The following is a 25,021-nucleotide window of genomic DNA, read 5'->3' as shown; positions in this document are numbered from 1 at the left end:
TTTATCAAGACTTAAAGATAACCTCTTTCTTGCTTGATTTTCATAAATAGACATTTTTTCAGGTTTTGACAATTATAATTTCACCTTGAGTTACCATACCAGCGCAAATTGAACATCTTTGAAAAGAAAAACCTAATTCTGCATCGTCAAAAATATTATATTTGTAGCCAATCTCTCTTCTCTCTAAAAAACCTAACTATGTCATCGCGTATTTTGTTGCTGCTTGTTTTTTTTTCTACTATTAATCTTACTACTTGTAAGAAAGATGAAGCTGATCCTTGTGATTTTGAGGAATATCTTCCTGATATCGTAATTAAAGACGTATCAGTTGACAAGGATACCTTAGAGGCAAATGAAGGAGTAAGAATGACCATGGTTTTTCAAAACGTAGAAGAATTGAATGGTGCCTGTGGTGATCTTCCTACTGATTTAGCACAACCCTCCATAGTATCAATGGTCTTGCAGTATCGTCCCGATTCCAATGCGGAATGGTCAGAAGGAGAATTTTCATTTGGCCCAGATGGAACTCATTATACCCAAGTTGGTTCTGGTATCAATTTTATAGTTGCTGGTAACGAAACGACTCGTTTCCATATTATTCATTTTTATACCCCTGGTGAGTATCGTTTCTTACTTGATGCAGATAGGGATCAAGATGTGGAAGAACGCAACGAGGATAATAACTTTGCCGAATCACCCATCATTATCCAGGAATAAAGTATTCATTTAAGGATCTTTAAGATCATCAATGAGTTTCAGCGTTCAGTATCTTTTGAAGTGATGCTAATCGCTCATTAGTAAATATCTCTGGCTGTAATAAGCGTAACCGCTCAATTGAGAGATTGCTCATTATTGCTAATTTACCTGTTCGTTGCAACTCTGGAAAAAGCTGCTGAATACTTTCTTTTTTGTTATGCTCAAACCAAATAGTCTGGAATAACACCTTTGACCAATCAATATCATTTATTTTTGTTTCATAGGGGATTCGGATAGCAAATGCTCCTTCATTTAGGGAAATTGTATCTAATGCTGTAGTAGGTAGCACCAACTCTCCTGTGCATCCTTTGGGAATAAATACTTCAATCAAGCAGCTATCCCCTTCAATGCTCCAATTACTTTTTATTGTACCATGTTGTGTATCAAAACTGCCACTTGCAAATCCCAATTCAGCATTGGGTATAGGCGAAAATTGTATATGCCTAAAGCCAGGCTGATCTTCTACCGGTCGAATACCCAATACAGATCCATATAGCCACTGGCCAACGGCTCCGAATGGCGTGTGGTTAAAGGAATTCATAAAGTCACTACCAAAAGTTCCATCAGGTCGAATTCCGTCCCATCTTTCCCAGATAGTTGTAGCACCTTTAGTAACAGGATATAGCCAGGATGGGTATGTTTTCTGTAAGAGCAGCTGATAAGCAATATCTGAACGACCTTGTTTGGTAAGAACCTCATTGATGAGCCTCGTGCCCAGATAGCCAGTTGATAAATGCATCCCTCTTGCCTCAATATTATCGACCAGGTAATCTACGGCCTTCTCTTCTAGCTCGTTGGGTACCAGATTGAAGTAGAGTGCAAGTACATAAGCTGTTTGTGTATTAGGAGACAGCCTTCCACTGCCAGTGATGTACTCCTCCTGAAACGCTGCCCTTGCCTGCTCAAATACCTGCTGATAATATTTCGCCTCCTCCTGCCGTCCAAGAATTCGAGATATCCGAGCCAATATATCTGCACTGTGTGCCAAGTAGGCCGTGGCAATAAAGTCGTGATCGGTATAGCCTGGTTTTTCCAGGCCGTCGGGGAGCGGCTCGTAGGCGAGCCAGTCACCAAATTCTTCGGCATCTCGAATCAGATAATCTTCACCAGCTGTATTTACTCTATGGTCAACCCAGGCACACATGCTTTTGTATTGTTCCTTCAGCACGGTGGTATCTCCGTACATGAGATACAAATCCCAAGGCAGTAGTACTGTCACATCTCCCCATCCGGCTGCCCCGTCCCCGGAGATTACTGGAGGGATGGTCCAGGGTATGTTACCGCTTGGTTCTTGGTACTCACGAACCAACTTTAACCAATTTTTGAAATATTGTAGTACATCGTAATTATAGGCCGCCGTTCTGCCAAATATCTGGACATCTCCTGTCCAGCCGAGTCGTTCATCCCGTTGGGGGCAATCGGTAGGGATATGTTGGTAATTCCCGCGCTGGCTCCAGATGATATTTTCGTATAAGCGATTTACCAAAGAATCACCACAGACAAAATGCCCCGTGCGTTTTATATCCGCGTGCATGACCAACCCTTTGAAGTCAGACAATTTCGACACCCCTGGATAATTACGAATACGCACGTAGCGGAATCCCATATAGGTATATTGTGGAGTGTAGGTCTCCACGCCATTGCCGGCCAAGGTGTATTCTATTCTTTGCTTGGCGGTGCGTAAGTTTTTATTGTACCAATTGCCGTCCTTGTCCAGTACTTCGCTGTGTTCGAGTACGACGGTTGTCCCTCTAGGTCCTTCTACTTTGAATTGAAGTCTTCCGACCATGTTTTGGCCCATGTCAAGGAGAATGTAGTCACCAGGAATAGTATACATGATTTTAGGTTGAATGGTATCATGTACTATAATTGGCAGGAAGTTGCCAGAAATAAAATATCCTTCTTCTTCACCTAGTATAGTTCCAGAACTATCTGTAAAAAATCTTGTATTAGCTCGAGAATCATAAGCTTCCCCATCATAGAGACGACGTAGTTGTAAATTTAACGGGATGGAATCTAATCTAGTAAAAACAATGGGACTAGTGGTATTACAGTAAAAGGACAAATCAGTCCAGCCCAATAAGATCCATATCAAGAATTTAAAGTGCATGTATTAATTTGAATCACAAATCACCGTTTCACATGACTTGAGTTGTTAGAGCTTGTTTGGTAGCACTTTTTAGATTAATCCCCATTCCTCATAGAATCAACATCAAAAGAGCAACTAAATCGAGCATATTACTATCCATTAGCCCAGCTTCTAACCAGGAAACAGCTAAACTAATAATTGTTAAAATATTACATATAAGTTCATTCAAATATTCTCTGACTTCACAATAGGAGAGTTTACTATTTACAGAAAAAATCTATTTAAGATCATATCAAATCGCGCTTTTATCCCAAATCATTTTTAGACAACTTCACTAAAGAGTTATTGTGCTGTCTGAATTGTCGTCCTTGCATTACATTTGATACCACCCAAAATCATATTAACATATATTAGAACAATTGTGCGCCACGGTTTGAGAAAAATGAGCACTTAATAATCAGTGCACGTATGAAGTAGCTTCAGATTGATTTGCATTTGTGGACAAAATTCATGAGGTTCTACAAGTCGAATTTATTAAAATTAGATTTCTCCACCTCTCCACCTCTCCACCTCTCCACCTCTCCACCTGCTTTTAAAGCCACTGACAATCAGCAACTTAAAAACCACCGATTACATCAATAAATTAATAGCCCCTTAAATGTGCAGAAAACAGTGGCGCACCATTGTTAAAACTAATGTACAGATAATTCGTAGAGACGAGCACAGGCGAGTGCGTACAAAAAATCTGTACATTAGATCTATTCATAATAACAATTTTCTAGATGATTTTGGATGGAGCAATACCAAACCTTTCGATTATTTCGGCTTTCGCAGGAAAGTACCCTTTTGTAGGGGTCATCATTCTTTCATCTAGTCCTTCTGTATAATTGCAACAATCACAAATAAACGCTACCAAAATAGGCTCGGTATTGGTTGGAGGCTTTGCAAATACACGTAAGTCATCATCTCCACACCTCTTGCATAATCGATTTGATTTATAAACAATGAGTTCCCTAATAATATCCCTTATTCTTTGAATAAGGATACCCGTATTTGAAGGAGTCTTTCTCAGAACCTGATATTGCAAGAACTCCTTTAAATCGAACCAAAGAAATCTAAAGTGGTAATCTGACAAATCTATATTTTCATAGTATGACAAATATTTTCCATAGAGCACTTTATCTTCTTGTATTATTGAAGATTTCATTTTCTTCAATAAGCCAAAAATCATCTTGATTAAAATATTTCGATCAATATTAAACTGTTCGTCTAATACACTTTGCTGAATTAATTGCCACTCCTTTCTAATATTCATAGATTTATAGTTTAGGAACAGGAAATGCATTTATGAAATTACCTCGAGCATCAGTAAAAATTTTCACCCATGAGGTAGAATGTCCTCCAAATTTCAGAGCAGTATTACCAATAATTTGACCTGTGTCTACAGTCCTTACAAATAACCCCATATCTAATGCAGTTACGGGTGATCGCACCACTACTGAACTCTGCAAAACAGATTTCAGGCTCTCTTCAGAAATACTGAAAATTGAACGACTATTAGCTAATGGTCTATTAAAATGTTGCCCGACCATATGGTCCCACCCAGCACTCATTATTTCTCCTGTGCTTGGCCTTGTTGGAGTAAACCTAGTTGACCCTGCCGTAATATTTATTCTGGACTGGACGGTTGGAGGAATGTACTCTGTGACGGGAATATCATCAAGTATTTTTTTCCCATCCTTTGATAAACCACGTTCAATATCCAATCCATCTTTTGGTTGGCTTTTCGCAACCTCAAGTGATGCAGAGATAGACACCTTATTTATTTTGCCTGCAAAATACCCCCCAACACCTTGAAATACTCCCCCAAGTGCTGTTTCAGCCCAACTGTATGAATCTTGAAAAGCAATTTGGTTTCCAACCTGAGTGAAGTGTGTCCCTAATGCTCCACTAGCAAATCCAACTGCCGCGCCATTAGCTGCGCCTATTCCAATAGCGAGCCCCCCTGTTGCTGCAGTAATTCCTCCTCCTACAGCTCCTATTGCAAATGCCGTAACGAAATCTGCAGCACTATTGATTTTTGGAAGATGAAGAGCAACGTTGACAATTCCTCCTATTACCGCACCCGCAACTATGTGAATAACGTCACCATTGGGGTCATTGAATTGCATTGGGCTATTGGCCATACTATTATATGGTGTTATGGAATACAGTGTTTCCGCTTTCGGATCAATTTGCATCCATCGCCCAATGGTCGGATCTAAGGTACGAAAATAAGCAAAATTCAAATTCAGCGATTCCTCAAACTCTATGCCGTTATATTGGTAATCATTAACCGGATTCACTGTTGAGTACCAGGATCCGGCCATATTCATGCCGAAGGGATAGTAGTGATTCTCCTGCATTATTTCCGTATTCACCGTCGACATCCCCAGGTTATCCGCTAACTCAATTACACGATCTCCGTCCAGGTCAGAGAAAGCTAATCGAGTATTCCCCAGATGATCTAAATGGTGATATTCTTCGCGTACGCCAGTTACTGCATCTCCACCATCTTCGTATTCGAAGACAAAACGGCCACCAGCACCCATCGCGGATTCCACCTTGTCGTCTACTACCAGTGCTCCACCTATGTAATCCTGAACAACATACTCACCAGTAATAGTTGACGTCGTTCTTATTTTTCGGCCAGTAGCATCATATACATTTTTGATGACACCACCTTCTCCTTCTATTTTGGTTGGAAGGTTAAGAAAATTCTTATACTCCATTGATATCCCTCTATAAGGGTCGGAGATAATACTACCGTTACCATCATATTCGTAGGCAGGCAATTCAGGAACAACCCCTATTTGAGCACTCGGAAAACCATAATCTGCGTGATTTTCAGACAAACCATCTAGCACTTTATCTAGATAGATATTGTCTGTAGTGTAATCGTAAGTTCCTCTCCGAGGATAAACCATCTGAAGTTCATCAATAATAGCTGGTTCAAGGCAGTCATTCTCACCTGGTACCATTCCGTGCCGCGTCAGCGACATAACACTTCCCACTTCGTCATAGGTAATCTTCTCCACCGTGTAATTACCGGCCTCTTCTGTAGTCGGCATACTGCCTACTGAACCCAGCCAACTCTCTGAATATTGAGCTTCCAAAAGGCGGTCTGTTGGCCAGTAAGCTAAATCATATTTTTTCGGCATATGATTGGTCACTTTCCACTTTACCTGACTGATATTACCATTATCTTCATGATTAAAATGCATGGCAAATAACGCTCGGTTTCGCACAACATTTACAACTACGGTAGACCCCGTTCCACTCACCTCTATCTGATCTAACACCGTATAGTTCCCTTCGATGTATTCTGTCATCTCACAGAGCATCGTCGTCGTGGAGCCATCACAAAGGAGCACCAATGCAAAACAGATAGGCTCCGTTTGCTCCGCCATGTATTCTTCACAGTTGTTGAGAATATCCTGCTGTGCTTGGAGTATTACGGCTAATGATTCTTCCTGTGCAATTTGCTCCTCTGGCGAACAAGAAGGGGTTACAGTATTACAACCATCATCATCCAATGCATCGGACCCAAGATCAATACCATTCAACTGGTCAACATTACTATTGGTTCGAGCTGTTAAAAGACCATTAAGATTAGCTGCGTGTAACTGTCCTGCACGATCTGTATATTCAAAGAGTTGCCCAGTATGGTTCAATGCCATTTTGTGATAAACCGTATACTCTCCTGAAAGCTCTCCCAACTCCTGATCCAATAGCCACTCTTTACGGCCAGTTGATCCATAAACTTCATTTAGAGAAGTTGGTAGTAATACTTCACTGGCGGTCAGGTTTTGAGCCTTTGTAAGAATGTCGTTAAAAGATTGATCTTGGTCATTATTTCCTCCTGGTTCTCCAAAAATACATGGCCGATCCGGTAAATTCCGCGTACTTTCGAAGTAAGCATTCCGCGGTAGATACTTCGTGCTTTGTACCGTACCCGTATTTTCGTCTACACATGAAATCGGGTATTCTAATGATATCTGATAGAAATCATAATTAGTAGCGATGATCTTAATAGAAGCATTGTCTCCTTTAGGATCTTGGTTATAGGCTACCTCATCAAAATAGAAAGTACCATTCAGCCAGAGTGACAATTCTTGTTGTATCCGTACAACATCAGGGTTGGCAGCTGGATCTTGGGTGAATTCAAAGGGATAATTGAGGGGAACTAAACTACCATCCGCTCCGTAAATCCCCGTAAGCAAAACGCTTTCTGCCCGAGCCCACTGACCTTTTTCGCAGGAAACTTCTTTACCAAAGTCTTCTTTAAGAAACACATCAAAGTCAACAGCGTAATCTTTCACCGGCACGGTACATACAGGAGGATAGGGAGGAGGATCATCTCCATTTCCTGAACATTCTATCTCTCTGACATTGGAAGGAGTAAAACCAAATGTCAGCGTGTTCTCATTGAGTACAGGAGTCGCCACTGTACGATCATCGGACCAACAGGTATGATGATAATTGATGTCCGTAGTACTGAAAGCTACCTCTGAACCTCTGATATCAACATTAATGGTCAAAGGTTCTCCCCTGTTGTCTGTTCCGAGACTAATAACTACATCCTGAACAAAGAAGCCATTGGTTGACAACCACAATAAAATAGAATTGCGCAACTCAACAATTGCAGGGTCTTGTGCGAAGTTGGGCCCAAATAAATCATAGTTATTATTCGCATGGTCGTCGTAGACTGCGTCGTCCGCATGATAAAGTATCGTCAAATCCAGCGGAATAGTTCCGCTTACCGTATTGACCTTATCTACCAGCATACCTGTTTGATAGCGGAGGGTACACGGAAAGTAAGGAATATCATTATCCCATAGAGGAATCGCTACACTGTAATCTCCCACTTCGCAAACTTCATCATCACAGGGATCCAGGCCTTCTATGGTAACTTCGTGACCTTCTGTAATTAATTCCAGCAGTTCACAAGGTGTAACCTCCTCTTCACTAGTGTACGAAATATCTGACTCGCCCAAAGGTTCTCCACAGGGGGTATAGGCTACAATCAGCTCTTCCGTAACACTATTAATATCAGTTAACCAGCCACGATCATTATAGGAATAGGCTTGTACATCTAAGAAGGAGTTAGGACCACCTCCAAATCTTGTTATCGTTGGTTGCTGAGCGTCATTGTATGTACTGGTAGTTACCAATCTTCCTCCGTGCTCATTCGTAGATTGATGGTATATGACTTGACCAAAATTATTGTGCCGATATTGATCCTGCGCACCATAAACTCCGTCAACGGAAGTTTTTGTAACCCAGTCCGCGAGATTATAGGAAACGGTTCGACTATTGGCATATTGATCTCCATCAATTTGGGTTGATTCTTTTTCAAGAATTACCCTTCCGAAACCATCGTATCCATAAAGTGTGGTTACCTGGCCATCAGCGCCAATAAGACTAGCCACCCGCTTGGTCACCCGAGTTTTACTATTCCCACCAAGCGTAGGAGTATCATAAGTATTTGAGATAACGGGGTCTGCGCTTGCAGGAATATCTCCACCAAAACAGTAGCTATCCAACGATCCGCCACCTCCACCGTCTGCACATCCGCCGCCGCCAGCACCATAGCTCCAATAGACATCGGTTTCCCGACCATATTGATCGTATAAATAGTAGAGGGTATTACCATCACCATCGGTCATGCTGCAAAGTCGATCACTGGCATTGGTATAGCAAAACTCTGAAGTACCTCCATCTGGTATTGTCTTGGAAGTCATCCGATTACGGGCATCATAGGTATACCGGTATGATGGCCCAATTGATAGTGTTACCTTATCGAGATTACCTCTGAAATCATACCAATAATTGGTAAATTTATCTTCTTGGTCTTTGGTTTTCTTTAATCGTCCAAAAACGTCTTTCCAACTTGTTGTAACAAATTCTTTTTCATTTGTACGAGCTACCCCCATTAAACTACCTTCTGCTAAATACTGATAGGTAACCTTGGTATCATCTACATAGTGTTCTTCGGTAATTCTATTCAACGGAGATAATTCGTGCACGAAATTCGTATGGGCAATTGGGTCGTCAATTCGGATGATTCTTCCTAAATCATCGTAGGTGTTTTGGGAAGTAATCACTCCATTGGTAAAGTGACCTACTAGTCGTCCAAAACCATCAAAAGTCTTCACTACACTTTGAGTAGGGGTTTCATCTCCGAAAGTGGTCGTTATGGACAGACTACTTGGTGCGCCTGCCCCATAACCGTAAGTAGTAGTAACAGCACCACTTCGTGTTTTTTCAACAGAGAGTCGGCGACAGTCGTCGTAGTCATAAGAAGCTGATTGACCGTCAATTCTACTTCTAGATCGCAACATACGTGCTCGATACCCGCTAGTGTAGTAGGAATATGATTTTACCCATTCTCCAAATTTTTGACTCATTAGCAGACCATCTTGCCAGTCGTAGTATTCTGTCAGTTCTCCCATGGCGGTATAGTCCAAAGGAAGACCTTCATCATTATACTGATTGATGGTTCTTCGCAAAAGTTCTTCCCCCGTGTGTAAGATTTCGTATTCACGGATAGGCAGACCTTCACTATTATATTGTAGTTTTTGTCCACCGGCTAAGGTAGTATTGAGATATCCTTTAACAATTACCGGAGTGGATAAAATATGGAGTTCATGAAGATTAGAATACTCATTTGTTGCTGCCGGATAAAAGTAAACTGTTTTATGGATACCATCCCAGTTTGAAATTGTTTCATAATTGAGTAATGCATAGCCAGGATTGTAGTTGTACGTTTTTGTATAAGCACGCAAACCGGCACCTTCTAGTCCATACTCAGAAACAGAAGCAGAAGTGAGACGATACGGATATATATGAAGATCATAAGCCGTGGCTTCTACCGACCACTCACTATCTCCAATATACATTCTGTTAACTTTAATAGCAGGTAAGGATCGATAAGCCGTTGTGATCTCCTCATAACTATTGACAACTTCCCGTACCGTATTTCCAGAGGCATCCTTTGCTGTAATTCGCAAAGGTAGTCCTCGCTTTGCGGCATTTGAACTAATGACCGTGTAGGCTGTCACCTGCCCTTCTGTTGTATTTCTATAGCTATCGTCTGGATGGGTATCAAAGTTGGTAAACTCAGTCGTAGTATATCCGTTATCTTCAATACCCACTTGTGTTTCTGTTACTCTCGAATACGACACAACACTACCATGTGTAGTACTAACGGGAAAAATTGATCTTGAAACAAATCGATCTACGGGACCTTGACCAGAATCAAAATTACGCCATAAATACTGGATCTCACCTCCAAGAATACCTGTTTCATAAGTGAATTCTCGTCGCATTACCGGTTCAGATCCAGGGTCATTTACAATGGCACTTACCCTTAGACCAGCAAATGGGGTATCTCCTTCTTGTTGGCTAGCTTGGCAATCCAAGTACTGTTGATAGCAATAATCATAAACAGAGCACCCCGGATTACATCCACAATCTGGTTGAATTTCGTCACAGGGGCAAGTCTCCAGGAGTAAGTTACAGTCAAGAGGTCCAGCTATGGCATCTTCTCCAGTGAGTAGACTTCTCGTTACTACCCTGTCATAGTAAAGTGGTTCGTATTCAAAGGACGTACTCGCACTTGTAGGGTAAATAATTTTCTTTAAAATATTGGCTTGAAGGTGCTCAAAGCTAGGTTCTCGGCGGGAATAGTGCTGGGTAACGTACTCTTCGTTAACAGTACTGGCATCATAGTAGAAACCAAGACCATTCGTGCAATTCTCATAAAGGTAGTTACACTGATCATAAATTGGATCCCCAGGTTCACATTCATGAAACTCATCTACCTCACAATCACAATTATCTAAGAAGTCTTGACATGGTGATATATTAGGAACCACCCGACCATTATAATGCCCCCAATGATCTGTCAAACCCAGTGGTGAAAAATATTCGGCGGGCAATTGACTACCTTCTTCATACTCGAAAGAATAAGGAGGCAAGCAATTGTCCTTTACACTCGCCAATCTCAATCTTTCTTCAGAACCATTGTCATAGTTTAGGCTAAAAGTTTTAATGGTAGAACCAGATAATTTATCCTTAAAGATTACATTGTTAAGTTGCCGATATTTTATATCATGTGTTCCATTTTCTGCACTTTCCCTTGTCAGGATACCCTCTATGGGAGAAGTCCAAAAAGTTACTCCTATATCACCAGTTTCAGGGAAGCGACTTGATTGGAAGAAATTATATGTTGAACTGATTTCACCGCATACATTCATTATTTCTTCTATAAATTCTGTCCGCTTCTCTGAAAGTTTTTCATAATCATATTCTAACTGCAATGATTCAGAAGATTGAAATAATATTTCATAGTATGGTGTGGTCACAGATTGGAGATAGCTTGGTGAAACTACACGGCCAAAAAAGTATTCTCCATCCAAATCCGGACCATAACAATTATTAGAATTATAGGGCATGTCTCTGGGTGAAAACTCCCAATTACTTGTACCAGATTGTTTACTGTACATAATCTCTCGAAATAGCGAGAGATTATACCCATCTTTCATGTATTGAAATTTAACGACATCATCAGTATGGGGATTTGTAATTTCGGTAAGATGCCACGCATCATTGGTATTGTCAATATCGATAGGTGAATTAAAATCGAAGCTGCTTTCAATGGCATTTTCGTTCCCGTGGCCACCAAAACTTCCAAAATAATAGATGTATCCGTTTCCTAGGGTTATTTTAAAACCTTTGATGGCCTTATCTACTACTGTGTGTCTTACTAAATCACCGTTTGTAAGAACAGGATTTTCCTGAACTTGAGGATAAGAACTCCCTGTACCTACATTTACTTCGATCTTTATGGTGGGATCTGAAGCAACGTGCCATTCTCCATCAGCTCCTAAGAAAAATGTTCCTACAATTCCGTGAAAACTGAAAGTAAAAACATCTGGTTCTGTATCATTCGTGTTTATTCCAACAATATCTTGATAACTCTCTAAGGAAGCATCGCTGTCCCAATTAGAAGTGTTCAAATCACTATAATTATAGAGGTAGCCACGATTGTGTGTATCGGTGCCTTGTGGCTGGCCATTGATCGTGGTGGTAACGTCGTAAGATTCTTCGTCGATAGTACCTTGCACTTGACGGGAGATGACCCCTCCTGCACCTAGTGTCCAGCCCATTCCAACCCATCCAGGATGTTCATCCGGCCTCATTGGTGTAGTACGATAACTCAATCCAACGGGGAATGAATAAAAGCCATCCTGAAGATTAAATAACGGGATAGATACATTAGCCGTACCATTGGCTAAGTTCATATTTGTCTCACCATATTTGCCTACTGATGCAGCATTCGGACTTGGAGACGCTACGTTCCCAATCGTGTTTTGCGCATTTACAAAAAAGGCAAGTGCTAAATAAAATAAGCAAAGAGAAAGCATTTTTTTAAATATCATCACATAGGGGGTTACCCACGGCACTAAGCACCATGAATTTTAAATAATAGTAATAGCATGTAGCTACAAGTCATAACGACTTGTACCATTTTCAAAACTAAAACTCCTCTTTTTATTACGGGAAACTAAAAACAGAGCGAGGAGCGCATTTGTATCTTAAATCATTGCTTGCTTTAGACACAAGCTACAGTTGTCATATCTGATAGCAATTTTATATATATTATTTCAATTATACAAACCTTTCTGGTAGTTTTTAAAAATTAATTTCAACTTTCTTTTTCTTTTCGAGATATTTCTATTCGTAATTCGAATTCACCTTCGTCTTTCTTGGTATTCCGAAAAGGTTGAAGTTTTACTATTGCTGACCAAGGTTTTCCTTCCAAAAGGTCAATCCATTCATTGATGCTTTGGGTATTCGAGGTTTTGGCCTGTACCAGTATAAAGGAGGCATAGGTAAGCCGTGCATCCCGCTCACCTATCTTGGGCTTTTCCACTGGAAAACACTGTAGCTGCAAGAGTTTTATCTCCGGAGGAATGGTCCTTGCTATTTCATCAGCGAGGAGAGACAGCTGGGTGGGGCGCAGTGGCTGATCCCCTAATATGGTTTGTCGTTGGCTGAGTTGTGTCTTTAGGCTATCCATCTTGCTCAGCAGGCTTTGGGAGTAATAAAGTTCTCCTTCAACTTGCGCCAGCGAACGTGCCGTTTGGTTGTACACAAAAAAGTTAATTAGAAGGGCAAAAAAGAGGATGCCTAGCCCTCCCAAGCCCAATATTCGGGTATACTGATCGCGTTCAAAATCCTGACCTAAAGCCGATGGAAAGCCATAAGCGATGGGCTCGTGTCCAATCAATTGATCAATGGCTGCCCCAAGGGGCAAAAGTAGTCGACTACTGATCGTTTGTTCACCAATCGTAATCCCCGTAGCGGTTTGTTCCTCCGACAGGGCCGCAAAATCGACCAAGCGATGGTCTTCAACCTGTAGTGTGTAGGGCGCAGTTGCCAAAGCCTGATGATCTGGCAAAAAAGGCAAGACCTGAGTAATGGCGGTTAAGCCCAGGTAAATATTTACCAGCGGTATCCTCTCTGCCTTAAAAGTATCGAGAACCTCTTTTAAGGCATCTTTGCGAAGTACACTTACCCGAGTAGGGGTTTGCGAAACCTGCCCCACAAAAATCGTAGGATCGGCTCCTGGCAATCGCTGGTGCAATATCTCGGGCCAGTTGGCCCCATCCCCAGCATTCATAGCTCCTTCCAAAAGGCCCTTTCCTGTCACAACCAAGACAACAGGCATAGTATCGCCTGTAGCAGCCTTCAATTCGGCCAAGCTATCCAGGCCTGAAAATTCTTGCTCGATGACTAATTGTCCTTTCTGCTGCGCACAAACGACTGCCCGAAAGGCTTGCTCGCTCGCTCCCAGCTGCCACTGTACGCCTACTACCCGGCGATAAAGCCAATTTCTAATTTTCTCTTTCATCAGCCATTGATAATCGTGGGTTTTAGGAAAATCAGCAGTTTATTTTTCTGCCGTGCTTTGCGTTGTTTACCAAATAGCCAACCGATCACAGGTATCCGGCTGATCCACGGTAAACCATTAATGGAACTTGACTTCAGCTCTCGCTCCAATCCGCCTAATACAATGGTCTCGCCGTTTCGTACCCTTATCATGCTCTCGAAGCGGCGAGATACCTGCGGTGGTGGTGCATTAGGCCCTGTATCTGATAAAAACTCCGATTGCTCGAAGATGATCTCCAGGGTTACTTGCTCATCACCGGAAACAATAGGATTGATCTCAATCAGTAGATTGGCTTCAATTTCCTTGAAAATGACTGACTGTACCGGAATAGGACGATCAGAACCTGGGAAGTTTACTTGCTGCTCCTGGTAATAGCGCTTTTCGCCAATACTTAAATAAGCCGGATGACTGTTCATGGTAGAGAGTTTGGGCGTGGATTTGATATCCACTAAACCATCGGCCTGCAAGGCAGATAAGCTCAGATAAAAGTCTGGCGAAACCTGCCCCAAATTCACTAAACCCTGGCCTTCCAACAGGTCCAAAACCCTGTTGACGGCACCGGGGCTAAAAGTAAAATCTACGCCATTCTGCCCATCGTCGCCTGAGATAATACGTCCGCCGCGCTCACGTCCACCACTCACCAAGCCTGCTTCTACCCCGTATTCCTCCAGCTTATTGGACTGTACATCAACGATGGTCAGCTCAATGGTGATGACCGGAACTACCCGATCTAACTTATGGAGAAAATAGGAGATTTCTTCGATGTTGTTTTCAGAGCCTGTAAGCACCAAGCTGTTCAACTCATATAGGGTATCAATGACAACCCCCTCCCGAAGGGTTTCAGGCACATAGGCTTCTATCCCACGAGCAGAGCGGTACTGAAACTGGAATACTCTGATGGTACGCAGTCCCTCTCCTGTACGAGGACCGATCACATAAGTTTTGCGTTGGTACTCGAAAGTGTAGTCGGTATTACGAAACAGATCGGTTAGCAATTCTGCAAAATTTTTATCCTTCACCTGAAGGCTCACCAGTTCCTGATCCAGCGGAATAGTGGCAGGGGTTACGGTCGTATTGCGATTGCCCGTATTCCGGTTTCCTGCTACAGGATTGCCCGCAGGCATCCCGGAGAGGATGTAATAGTCGAGGTCGAGTTCTTTGGCTACCGCCTTGATCAATTCACTCATCGGAATATTTTCAGCCTGTACATTGATGCGATCATCCCCTGAACGGCGCAGCCGGAGGTTACTTGCAGTTGTACTTGTCTCACTGGTATTATTCCTGCTCCTTCGTTGATTGTCATCAGCTGTAGCAGCTTCCCCTGAAGTATTCGTTCCTGTGCCGAAGGGGTCAGAAGCCTGCTCGTCTTCCAGTAGGTAATAGCCATTGGCAAAGGTCACTTGCAACTCATTGCTTTTGGCCAACTGGTCCAGCGCTGCCTCCAGCGGCAGATTATTGATATAGGTAGTAACTCGCCGATTACGGACCAGCGGCGCAGCAGTAACGCTTTGCCCACTCACCTGGGAAACCTTTCGTAATACTTCACTGAGGGTGTCTCCGCGCAAATTCATCCTCAGCAGTCCACTACGGGCGTCAAAGCCTATCTCAGGCTCCCGAATATTCGGTTTGTCGGGCGGAGGTACATAGGTGAGCAAATGAATAATATCACCCGTGGGTTGCAGGTCTAATTTATAGTTGTCGCAGAGATACAAGAGTATATCATTGACAGGAATCTTATTGAAAGTAACGGAGACCTGTCGGTTGAGACCTGGTTCAACGGTAATACTGGTACTTGTGCTTTCTGCCAAAAAGCTCACCAATTCCTGTAGAGAGCCTGTGAGGGAAATGGTTACCGGTTTTCCAAGCGCAGCCCCCTCCTCAATCAGTATATTGAGTCGTTTATCAATACGAGCCAGTCGTTCGGCTTCTTTTTGAGCAGCTATTTGTCCAACCAGACTGAATAGTAATAGGAACAAAATAAAAGCGCGTGTATTCTTCATTGTACTTGATATTGCGCAGAAAATAGATTGCGATTTTTTTTGAGTCTTTCAAATAGTTAACACACTTTAAATGAACCGCTTAGTTAACTATTATGAAAACCAAAATCGCAATCTATTTTCGTGCTGTTCTAAGATAAGAGAGGAGCAATTTCCTGGAGAGAAGTATCTCCCCGTTTTAATAATGCAAAAGCGTTTTCAGCCAGAGAGATAATTCCTTTGTTTTTTAATACGTCCTGAGTATCCAGGTTTTTATCACGAATAAGTTGACTCAATTCCCGATCAATGGGAATAACTTCATAAATGGCCTTACGGCCTTTGTATCCTGTATAAAAGCATTTTTCACAGCCCTTCGCGAGGTAATGCACCGTAGGAATTTCATTGGTTAAAAATCTACGAGGCAATAAATCATTAGTGAAAGGTGCTTCCTCTTTACAGTCAGTGCATAACAAACGCACCAGTCGCTGCGCTACAGCAGCATTCAGCGTATCGGCCAACAAATATGCTGGCACTCCCATATCAAGTAAGCGACTAATAATTCCCCAAGCATAATTGGTATGGATGGTAGACAAGACTAAATGTCCTGTCAACGAGGCCCGGATGGCCATGGACGCGGTATCCAAATCCCGAATTTCCCCAACCATGATAGCATCAGGGTCTTGCCGCAAAAAGGTTCTCATGGCACTGGCAAAATCCAGCCCAATGGCTTCCTTGAGTTGCACTTGATTAATACCCTCCAGGGTGTATTCGATAGGGTCTTCTATGGTGATGATATTGCGGCGGGTTTCGTTGAGTATCCGGAGAGTGGCGTAGAGAGTAGTCGTTTTTCCTGAGCCTGTAGGTCCACTAATGAGCACAATTCCGTTGGGGCGACGAATACTCTCCAGGTAATATTCCAATTCTTGCTCTCCAAATCCGAGTGATGAGATGGAAAGTGCTTCGGCATTTTGCGCCAACAAGCGCATCACTATCTTCTCTCCGTGCAGTGTAGGAAGACTGGATACCCGGATATCAAGACGATCCGATCCCTGGCCTACAAAAATACGGCCATCCTGGGGCAGTCTCTTTTCAGAAATGTCCAGATTGGCTTTGATCTTTATTTGGTTGATTAAACCTGGGTAGGCTGTTTTTTCCAGTTTATATTTTTCGATCAATACCCCATCTATTCGGATACGAACCCTGGCAGCATGTTCAAAGGCTTCCAGGTGGATGTCGCTCCCGCCTAATTGCTGAGCTTCTTGTATAAGCTGGTTTAGAAAATTGCGATCACCGCTATCGACCGTACGCACCTGGCCTCTCTCAAGATTGACTTTTCGGTAATATTTCCCAATACTGCGTTGTAACTCCTCTGAATCAAGAGGTGAGATCTCTACGACAAGCCCCAAGAGAATTTCGAGCTCTTCGCGTAAAGAAGAAGTGTTTTGCTTGCCAAATAGATAAACCTTCCCACTATCTATTCGATAGGGTATCACCTGATAATGCCAGGCTTGCTCCGCAGAAAGCACTTGAAGAGCCTCTGCGCTTATGTTTTCCCATAGTTTCATCGAAGCGCTGTAGTTTTCTCTCGCCGTTGAGTAGAATTGTGTTTACGTTATTCTGTTATAAAATGTTTCTTAGGAAAAATTTAAATATTTAATTATCAAAACAATTCCCTGACTTAGAGCTAATCCACTAATCAATGGAATCGTAAAATTATCCTTACGGTACATTCCTGTTAAAAACACAGTTAGAAGCGTCCCGATTAATCCAATCAGATAGCTTGCTAAAAACCAAAATGGAGATAGATATAAAGCCGTCAGGAAAATAAAAACGATATCTCCCCAACCAATCATCCCCCCAATAACACTACGCCAAGGGTATTTTCGCAGAACGAAATAACCAACCAATAGAATGAATTGTAAGCATAGAAAACAAACATTAAAAACCATATCAGTCCATTGCCATTCATGCTGAACGGTACAATAACTAACAACCATAAAAAGCAATAAACTCCACAGAGGAACCGACCTGTGCTTCCAATCTTGTAAAGCCAGATAAAGGAGTATTGAAATTTGCAAAAAAAATGCTAGCACGATTAATCCTTTACAATTTCTCGAAGGGTACCGGTATGATCAATTTCCCACTCATTAAAAACACCATCTTGATCAAAGTCTACGACCGCCACTGCTTTAGCGGTAAATCCCGTAGGGCTTGCGTCCGTAATTTGTATCGCATATTTAGCATTTCCTCCTTCCGTAATTGTTTTTTCTGGTTCAAAACCTAACTCTAATAGATCCCCCGTATACTTTACGTGCATCTGATGATAGGATCGTTCCAGTTTCTGAATAGTTGTAAGCGCCTGCTGGGCTTCTAGGCTGTGGGTTTTAGCAATTAAAGGCATTAGATTTGGTAATGCGATAAGCATTAAAATGCCAATAATAACCAATACAACCAATAGTTCAGTGAGGGTAAATGCTTTAAGTCGAAAGTCGCGTTGTCTCATCTTTTTCTCCAAATATATTACATTAAATAAAATACTGCTGCAATAGAATTTAATATTTAACATTTATTCATATAAGGGTTTCGCAAAATGTGTTATCTTCACAATGATTGGAAACAATTAGTGCTCTTACACGTATTACCTGTTTTGCAGATTTAAGATCATCCCAAATGTTTTTGAAAAACTATTTGCTCTCTCTCTTATTGGGGGTACTTACTATTAGTAACCTCTGTGCACAAAATCGAAAAGTAAATCCTGATCAAATTCAGGCCGTTACGATTCAAGATGACACTTCTGTTGTCAGAATGCATGCCTTTTTGGAAGAATCTGACATTAAGCACAGCTTCAATCTTCATTACTATACCTATTATCGGGAACGAATCATTGTCACTCAGGGCAGTCATTTAGGTAGATTACTCCATGGTAAGTTTCAACGCTTCAGTAAGGATATGGTCCTACTAGAAGAAGGTGAATTTGAGTATGGTCTTCAAGTTGAACAATGGAAACATTGGCGAGAGGGGCAATTGTACCAAATAGCAGAATACAAGGAGGGGCAACTGCACGGAGATTTCGAACAGTATGACAATGAAGGTAATCTGCACGTAAAATCAGCGTATAAGAAAGGTGAATTACACGGTGAAACGGAAATTTACGAGCAAGGAACACTAAGCAGCACTGAAAAATACCGTAATGGTGAATTAGTTCCTGTTAAAGAAAAAGAGACAAGTACGGATTCTACCGCTGTCGCGGATAGCCAAGCAACCACTAAGGAGCAACCGTCTTCCGATGTTCGAAAAAGCAGTGGTAGTACTCGTGATGCCCAAGTTCCTAATCGCACGCGTACGCGTCGCGGCAATTCCAATACTGTTCAACCATCAACACCCGCAAAAAGCTCGGCAGAGGATGGTAGTAGTAGTAGTAGTAGTAGTAGTAGTGCTATTTCTGCTCCTCAAGAACACAAAGTTCAGATTTTTGTCACAGATCAACAAAGTGGGCAAGGTCTCAAGCAGGTGTCTATCAAGATCAGTCAGTTTCAGCTTGCCGCAGAAGACCCTCGCTTTAAGTTTTTCGGCTATACTGATGAAGATGGTTATTATCAGCTTAATGTAGAGGAGCAGAATTATGTATTATTTATTACCCAAAAAGGATATCGTCCTCACCAGTTAAGAATCAACGCTGCACAAGCTCAGGACACTTATCTGGTAGCGTTAATCCCTAAGCCCGATTGCGGTGAATTAAGCGGCACCGTACAACCAGCTGCAAAAAACACTGCGATAGCCGGAGCCGCAGTTCACTTAAAGGATCAACGTGGACGCTTACTAAAAACAACCTATAGCGACAATCGCGGAAACTTTTCTGTGTGTCTTCCTTGTAATGAAGCCTATGATATTATTGTTGAAAGTGAAGGCTATCAGCGTTTGCAGGAGCGTGTTTTTCTCTCCGCTAACTGTATTGACTTGCCCCAGGATGTGGTGCTGTATTTGCCCAGTGATCGCCCGCGTGCTCAGCCCCAGTATTCCCCTTCTCGTCCTGACACCAGGATTGCCGAAGCCGAATCAGATAATCGTCCTGCAACAACTGCGGCTAACCAGCAAAGAAACACTACCGCCAGTCCTTTCCGAACAGTAGGCAATGAAGCTGCTTTTTTTGTCATAGCGGGTACTTTTTCCCGTCGTGGTAACGCTGAAAGCCGTTTGGCCGAAGTTAAAGCTGCCGGATTCGATGATGCTCAGATTGTTAAGCTATCAGATTCGGGCTACTTTGCCGTTTGTCTCGGTAATTTAGATTCCAGAGGTGCAGCAGCGGCACTACGTCAGCGTTTTGAATCGGTGACCCAAATCAATGCCTATGTCCGTGATGATCCCTTTTAAGGAATTTCCTCAACGGCTTAAAGGGACGGCACTTTTTTACGCGCTGTTAATTACTACACTGATTGGTATTCTTCTTACTGCACTAATAAGCATTTGGATGTACTACCGAGGTGCTCATCAGCGAGATATCGCTATATGGGAAAATATCGAGTCGGTTGAATCCGCTTTTCTCTATGCTCAATCACAAGAAAGGACAATAGATCAGGAATACTTTCCTTTTACCACCGACAGTATTTTGATGACTAAACGCCCCTGGGGGTTTTTTGAACTCATTAGCTGTACACCTGTCGCCCCTTCTTCCAGTGCAATCACCAAAACCGCCTTGATAGGTCGCAAATCTCCCGCACATACTTGCCTGGAAATGCTGGATACCCGTAAGGCTTTAGCGCTAAGTGGTACCAGTCAGCTCGTTGGCCGGGCTATTGTGCCCAGGGGCGGAATAACGACCACCACGGTAAACGGCGTTCCTTTTCAGGCAGGGCAAGCCATTATTGGTAGTAGTTCCAGTGGTGACGGTACACTCCCTTCTCTGGATTTAGATGTTCTTAATAACCAGCAATCGAGCTTCGATCATGAGCAATATACTATTCGAGAGTTAGGCGATAGTTTTCACCTTTCCTTTAACCAAATACCAATATTGATAAAAGGTAAAGTACTTGAACTGGAGCGTCAAAACTGGTATGGACCTATCGTACTTGAAGCCGATTCGCTAATTCGGATAGGAGAAAACGCTCGCTTAAACGGGCTAATACTAAGAGCACCCAGTATTGAAATAGACACCGGATTTACAGGTCAACTTCAAGCTATTGCCAGTCTTGAAATTTCGCTGGGTACACAGGTATACCTCACATATCCTTCCGTTTTAGCGATTTTACCAAAAAGTGGCTTTTCTCGGCGGCAATCCGGTCGGCTTCGTATTGGAAAGGAGTGCAAAATTGAAGGAACAGTACTGGGGCTAAAAAATAGCACTAACGATGATCAGCAATTACTAGCAACCTTACAACAAACAGCATTACAAGGCAGGGTCATTTGGCAGGGAGGATTAGAGTTTTCCGGGCAGATTACCGGAAGCGTTTATTGTGACAACTTTTTTTATAGGGGCAATAGTGGGCAATTCTTTTTTAATTACTTGGTTAATGGGCGTATTGACGCTCCTTCTCGTTCCCAGCACTGGGTAGAACCGATGATCTGGAATACCGGTAACAAAGCTGTAGCACAATGGCTAGACTAAAAGGATCATCACTTATAGAGGCAACAACGGCCTTAGCTATCCTAACCATTGCACTGGGGACAGCTTGGTTTTGCTTTGGACAATTACTGACCAATAATCATACCTTACAAGAATTTCATGCAGCACTTTTACTAAGACAACGCGCCATACAAATCGAGAGAGAGGGATTATGGCGCGAATCCACTTGGGACACCTTAGGTTATCGTATTATCCATACGGTAGAACCTCTAGATCGCGACCAAAATCTTTATCAATTGATACTCCGCTGTGAAACACCTGACCAGCGCACCTTTCATTATGAAACCTTGAAAACACGGATAGAATGAAGAAATTATCCGGCTTTACCATACTGGAGGTGATGGTGGTTTTAACGCTTACCGCAATTATTGTTTCGCTGTCCTTTTCTGGATTACGGCTCATCAAATTGCAATTCAATCAATTCAAAGACCAACAGGCAGAAGTTGAAGATACCCGACGAAGTGTTACATTACTGAAATGGGATTTCGCCCGTAGTCAATACATTGTACGGCAAGGAGCTTCATTGACTTTTCTGAACCAGCAAGACAGTATTAGGTATGCGTTTTCACCTTCGCTTTTGGTTCGACAAAACGGAATGCAACACCAAGATAGTTTTGCCGTAAACTTAATGATACAGGAATCTTCCTTTGATCACCAGCAAGGAGAAGGACTAATAGACCAAGTGAGAATAATTGTTGGACTCACTGATTTTGCAAAAGACGTCAATCTGGAAAAAACATATAGCGCACACGATCTGATACTATGGGAAAATGAGCATTGATCTAAATCAATTAAAACAGCAAAAAAGGTCGGTTGACCCGACATTCAAAAAATCCACCAATGCCGCCCAATCCGGTAGCTGGATGGATTTCCTCAATCGGGATATTCAGTTATTCGGAGGAGGACTTAGTTGGCAGCACAAAGAGGCCTTGTTCTCTGAATTAGCCGTCTTGCTGCGAGCAGGGCTGGATATTCGCTCCGCTCTGGAACTTATCCAGGCCAATGAGCCTAAAGAGAAAATTCGTAATGTTTTTGCCAGTGTCTACCAAACGCTCGTAGATGGAGCCAGCCTTGCAGCAGCGATGGAACAAACCCAACAGTTTTCCACTTACGAATTGTCCAGTATTCGTATCGCAGAAGAGAGTGGCAAGTTGTTGCCGGTACTGGAACGTCTGGCTACTCATTTTGCTAAAAATATCCAATTGCGGCGATTGTTGATGAGTGCACTTTCCTATCCGATATTAGTGTTGGTCGTTGCAGGCTTCTCGTTACTTTTTTTACTCAATTTTCTGGTCCCTCTTTTTGGCGACATCTACGCAAGACTCAATCAAGAACTACCAGGGATTACCCAGTTTATTATCAATTTTTCAGATCAACTTAATAAATCGCTGCCTTATCTAACCGTTGGCACAGTCGTTTTGGGTATAGTAGGGTTTTACTTTCGCAAGGCTGATTTAGTGAAACAAAGTGGAGCAGCACTGATGATTCGTTTACCCCTATTTGGGCCGTTGATTCGAAAAGTATACTTGAGTAGGTTCAATCATGGGCTTAGTTTCTTGCTGTCCTCCAGTGTTCCGCTTACTCAGGCACTAGAATTGGTTGGAACCATGGTAGATTTTCATCCAATCAGCAGTAAATTAATCAACGTACAACAACAAATATTACACGGTCAAGCTTTACACGAAAGTCTACAGAAAGTTACAATTGTCCCTGCCCGGATGCTCGCACTGATAAAAATTGGAGAAGAAACCAATCATTTACCTCAGATGTTAGAAAAAATTGCAGCGCAGTATGATGAAGAGGTGGAGCAAAAAACCAAGTTACTAGGCAGTTTACTTGAACCTTTGTTGATCGTTTTCCTCGCGATTACGGTAGGTATCGTTTTAGTCTCTATGTATTTGCCGATTTTCAAATTAGTCACCAATTTTGGATTATAAGCTTATGAATTATTTAAGTCAATATACATCTCAGCAACGTTGGTGGATTACCCTGGGCGGTCTAGCCCTATTAGCATTAGCGTCCTATTTTTTAAGCATTCGCAAAACGCTAAAGCTAAAAAATGAATTAACGGAAAAATCAATTCAGCTACAAAACATCGATGATGCTCCTCTGGTCATTGCCCAACTAGAGCAACAGCTTCAAGTAAACGACCAACAATTTCTTCAAGGCCCTTACGATAGGAATAACTTATTCGCTAAAGTGAGCACTTTTTGTGCAGAACACCATCTTAATCTACTAGAATTCGGGGAGGATCAACGTTGGCAACAAGATCAACTAAATTTTATCACCAGCCCCATACGAGTTGCGGGTACGTACCATGACATCCTGAGGCTCATGTATTACATGGAGCATAAGGAACATCTCGGTTACCTGGTACACTGCGATTTAGCGTTGGTAAAAAAAAGCAGGCGCTCCCGACAACAAGAACTACAAGTAGAGCTCCATCTACAAAATATTGAAATTGAAAATTAATGCGCTATGAAATACCTCTTTCTGATCTTACTTACCACTTGTTTATTATGGCATTGTTCAGACGTTATCATTCCTGATATTTCAGACGAACAAGTGCTACTTCGGGCTCCTCAGGATGGAGACCAGTTGATTGGCTCAGCGGTTACCTTAAGTTGGGAATACCTACCCGACGCTCTTGATTACCAAGTAGAAATAGCAACACCAGATTTTGAAAACATCCAGACGCTAGTCATCGACAGCATTACTACCGCACGCAATTTAACAGTAATGCTCGCACCCGGAAGTTATGAGTGGCGAGTAGTGGCATTTAATGAAGCCTATGCTTCTGCTTGTTGTCAGGAATGGGGTTTCCAACTACAAAGTAACGTTAGTGCAGACCTAAGTACACAAGCTGTTTCTCTTATTTTGCCATCAAATAACACAAGTATTGGAGATGGTAATGTTTATTGGGAGTGGTCGCCGCTAGCAGCAGCTACCAATTATCGCTTTCAGCTCAGCACAAATGCTGACTTCTCAACGCTTATCCAGGATAGCTTACTTACCAATACCTCAATTTCCTTAGATGACTTCGAGGAAAACCAATATTACTGGCGCGTTCGTGCAGAGAGTGAAATTTCAAATAGCTTTACCAATTATAGTACTCGAAATTTCACTATCGACGTAACACCTCCTCCATCACCCGTTCTGAATTTACCGATGGAAAATGACACCCTGCTCTTCAGTGCCCAAAGCCCTGATTTTAGTTGGCAAAGTAGTAATGATAGCCAACGCGACACCCTCTATGTTTTTGCCGACAGCTTCCTGGATAGTCTCTTTTTCAAAAAGGCCAGCCTTACCGGAAGTACAGATTTAGACGATCAGAGTATGAACTTTGCACCGGGCGACTATTTCTGGCAGGTACGTTCAGTGGATGCCGCTGGCAACCTTTCCGATCTAACTGCAAGTCGAAAATTCATCGTGGAATGAAGAATTCAAAGCCGATACAGTATTTACTTTTCACCTTAGTGGCCATCATCTGGGGAGCAATTGTTTACCAGGTGTGGACCTATCTGGGTAAAGATGATGATCAGCCCCTTTACACCGACCGGGATTACTCACCAACAGAAACA

Annotated in this window: 16 protein-coding genes; 8 read left to right on the top strand and 8 right to left on the bottom strand. The window is 42.3% G+C overall.

Annotated features, from left to right (window positions below; all coding sequences use genetic code 11):
- Positions 1-198 precede the first annotated feature (198 nt).
- Positions 199-717 (top strand): hypothetical protein, encoded by a 519-nt coding sequence (locus tag ACRBG0_RS25675; RefSeq protein ID WP_431489695.1) that lies wholly within the window; start codon positions 199-201, stop codon positions 715-717.
- Positions 718-745: 28 nt separating this feature from the next.
- Here ACRBG0_RS25675 and ACRBG0_RS25670 read toward each other — a convergent pair whose 3' ends face one another.
- The 8 genes from ACRBG0_RS25670 to ACRBG0_RS25635 form a co-directional block, all read right to left on the bottom strand.
- The gene (locus tag ACRBG0_RS25670) at positions 746-2,593 is read right to left on the bottom strand and encodes a family 78 glycoside hydrolase catalytic domain (RefSeq protein WP_431489694.1); all 1,848 of its coding nucleotides are present in this window, start codon (positions 2,591-2,593) and stop codon (positions 746-748) included.
- A gap of 1,030 nt (positions 2,594-3,623) precedes the next feature.
- Entirely contained in the window at positions 3,624-4,160 is a 537-nt protein-coding gene (locus ACRBG0_RS25665; RefSeq protein ID WP_431489693.1) for a hypothetical protein, read from the bottom strand.
- 4 nt (positions 4,161-4,164) lie between these two features.
- Complete coding sequence (locus tag ACRBG0_RS25660; protein WP_431489692.1) at positions 4,165-12,330, bottom strand: RHS repeat-associated core domain-containing protein; 8,166 nt, start codon at positions 12,328-12,330, stop codon at positions 4,165-4,167.
- A gap of 266 nt (positions 12,331-12,596) precedes the next feature.
- Positions 12,597-13,805, bottom strand: coding sequence for a hypothetical protein (locus ACRBG0_RS25655; RefSeq protein WP_431489691.1), 1,209 nt, complete (start codon positions 13,803-13,805; stop codon positions 12,597-12,599).
- On the bottom strand, positions 13,805-15,844 hold the full coding sequence (locus ACRBG0_RS25650; RefSeq protein ID WP_431489690.1) for a hypothetical protein: 2,040 nt from the start codon (positions 15,842-15,844) through the stop codon (positions 13,805-13,807). The genes ACRBG0_RS25655 and ACRBG0_RS25650 overlap by 1 nt, the downstream gene beginning before the upstream one ends.
- A 128-nt stretch (positions 15,845-15,972) precedes the next feature.
- Positions 15,973-17,385, bottom strand: a complete 1,413-nt coding sequence (locus ACRBG0_RS25645) for a GspE/PulE family protein (RefSeq protein ID WP_431489689.1) — start codon at positions 17,383-17,385, stop codon at positions 15,973-15,975.
- Positions 17,386-17,454: 69 nt separating this feature from the next.
- Positions 17,455-17,913 (bottom strand): hypothetical protein, encoded by a 459-nt coding sequence (locus ACRBG0_RS25640; RefSeq protein WP_431489688.1) that lies wholly within the window; start codon positions 17,911-17,913, stop codon positions 17,455-17,457.
- 2 nt (positions 17,914-17,915) lie between these two features.
- On the bottom strand, positions 17,916-18,323 hold the full coding sequence (locus ACRBG0_RS25635; RefSeq protein ID WP_431489687.1) for a type IV pilin protein: 408 nt from the start codon (positions 18,321-18,323) through the stop codon (positions 17,916-17,918).
- Between the two features lie 167 nt (positions 18,324-18,490).
- On the opposite strand from ACRBG0_RS25635, the gene ACRBG0_RS25630 reads away from it, so the two are divergent.
- From ACRBG0_RS25630 to ACRBG0_RS25600, 7 genes are read left to right on the top strand one after another with little or no spacing between them, the layout of a single operon-like run.
- Complete coding sequence (locus tag ACRBG0_RS25630; protein ID WP_431489686.1) at positions 18,491-20,191, top strand: carboxypeptidase regulatory-like domain-containing protein; 1,701 nt, start codon at positions 18,491-18,493, stop codon at positions 20,189-20,191.
- Positions 20,169-21,422, top strand: a complete 1,254-nt coding sequence (locus tag ACRBG0_RS25625) for a hypothetical protein (protein WP_431489685.1) — start codon at positions 20,169-20,171, stop codon at positions 21,420-21,422. The genes ACRBG0_RS25630 and ACRBG0_RS25625 overlap by 23 nt, the downstream gene beginning before the upstream one ends.
- The gene (locus tag ACRBG0_RS25620) at positions 21,410-21,748 is read left to right on the top strand and encodes a pilus assembly FimT family protein (RefSeq protein ID WP_431489684.1); all 339 of its coding nucleotides are present in this window, start codon (positions 21,410-21,412) and stop codon (positions 21,746-21,748) included. The genes ACRBG0_RS25625 and ACRBG0_RS25620 overlap by 13 nt, the downstream gene beginning before the upstream one ends.
- Positions 21,745-22,221: a PulJ/GspJ family protein gene (locus tag ACRBG0_RS25615; protein WP_431489683.1), complete on the top strand. Its 477-nt coding sequence runs from the start codon at positions 21,745-21,747 to the stop codon at positions 22,219-22,221. Before ACRBG0_RS25620 ends, ACRBG0_RS25615 begins: the two co-directional genes overlap by 4 nt.
- On the top strand, positions 22,211-23,377 hold the full coding sequence (locus ACRBG0_RS25610; protein ID WP_431489682.1) for a type II secretion system F family protein: 1,167 nt from the start codon (positions 22,211-22,213) through the stop codon (positions 23,375-23,377). The genes ACRBG0_RS25615 and ACRBG0_RS25610 overlap by 11 nt, the downstream gene beginning before the upstream one ends.
- Before the next feature lie 4 nt (positions 23,378-23,381).
- Positions 23,382-23,912, top strand: coding sequence for a hypothetical protein (locus tag ACRBG0_RS25605; protein ID WP_431489681.1), 531 nt, complete (start codon positions 23,382-23,384; stop codon positions 23,910-23,912).
- 6 nt (positions 23,913-23,918) lie between these two features.
- A complete protein-coding gene (locus ACRBG0_RS25600) occupies positions 23,919-24,878 on the top strand; it encodes a hypothetical protein (RefSeq protein WP_431489680.1) in 960 nt (319 codons plus the stop codon).
- Positions 24,879-25,021: the final 143 nt, after the last annotated feature.

The sequence above is a fragment of the Lewinella sp. genome (assembly GCF_050633125.1).
Lineage (GTDB): Bacteria > Bacteroidota > Bacteroidia > Chitinophagales > Saprospiraceae > Lewinella.
The sequence above is the reverse complement of the archived record's forward strand: the minus strand, read 5'-3'. Positions and strand labels throughout refer to the sequence as shown.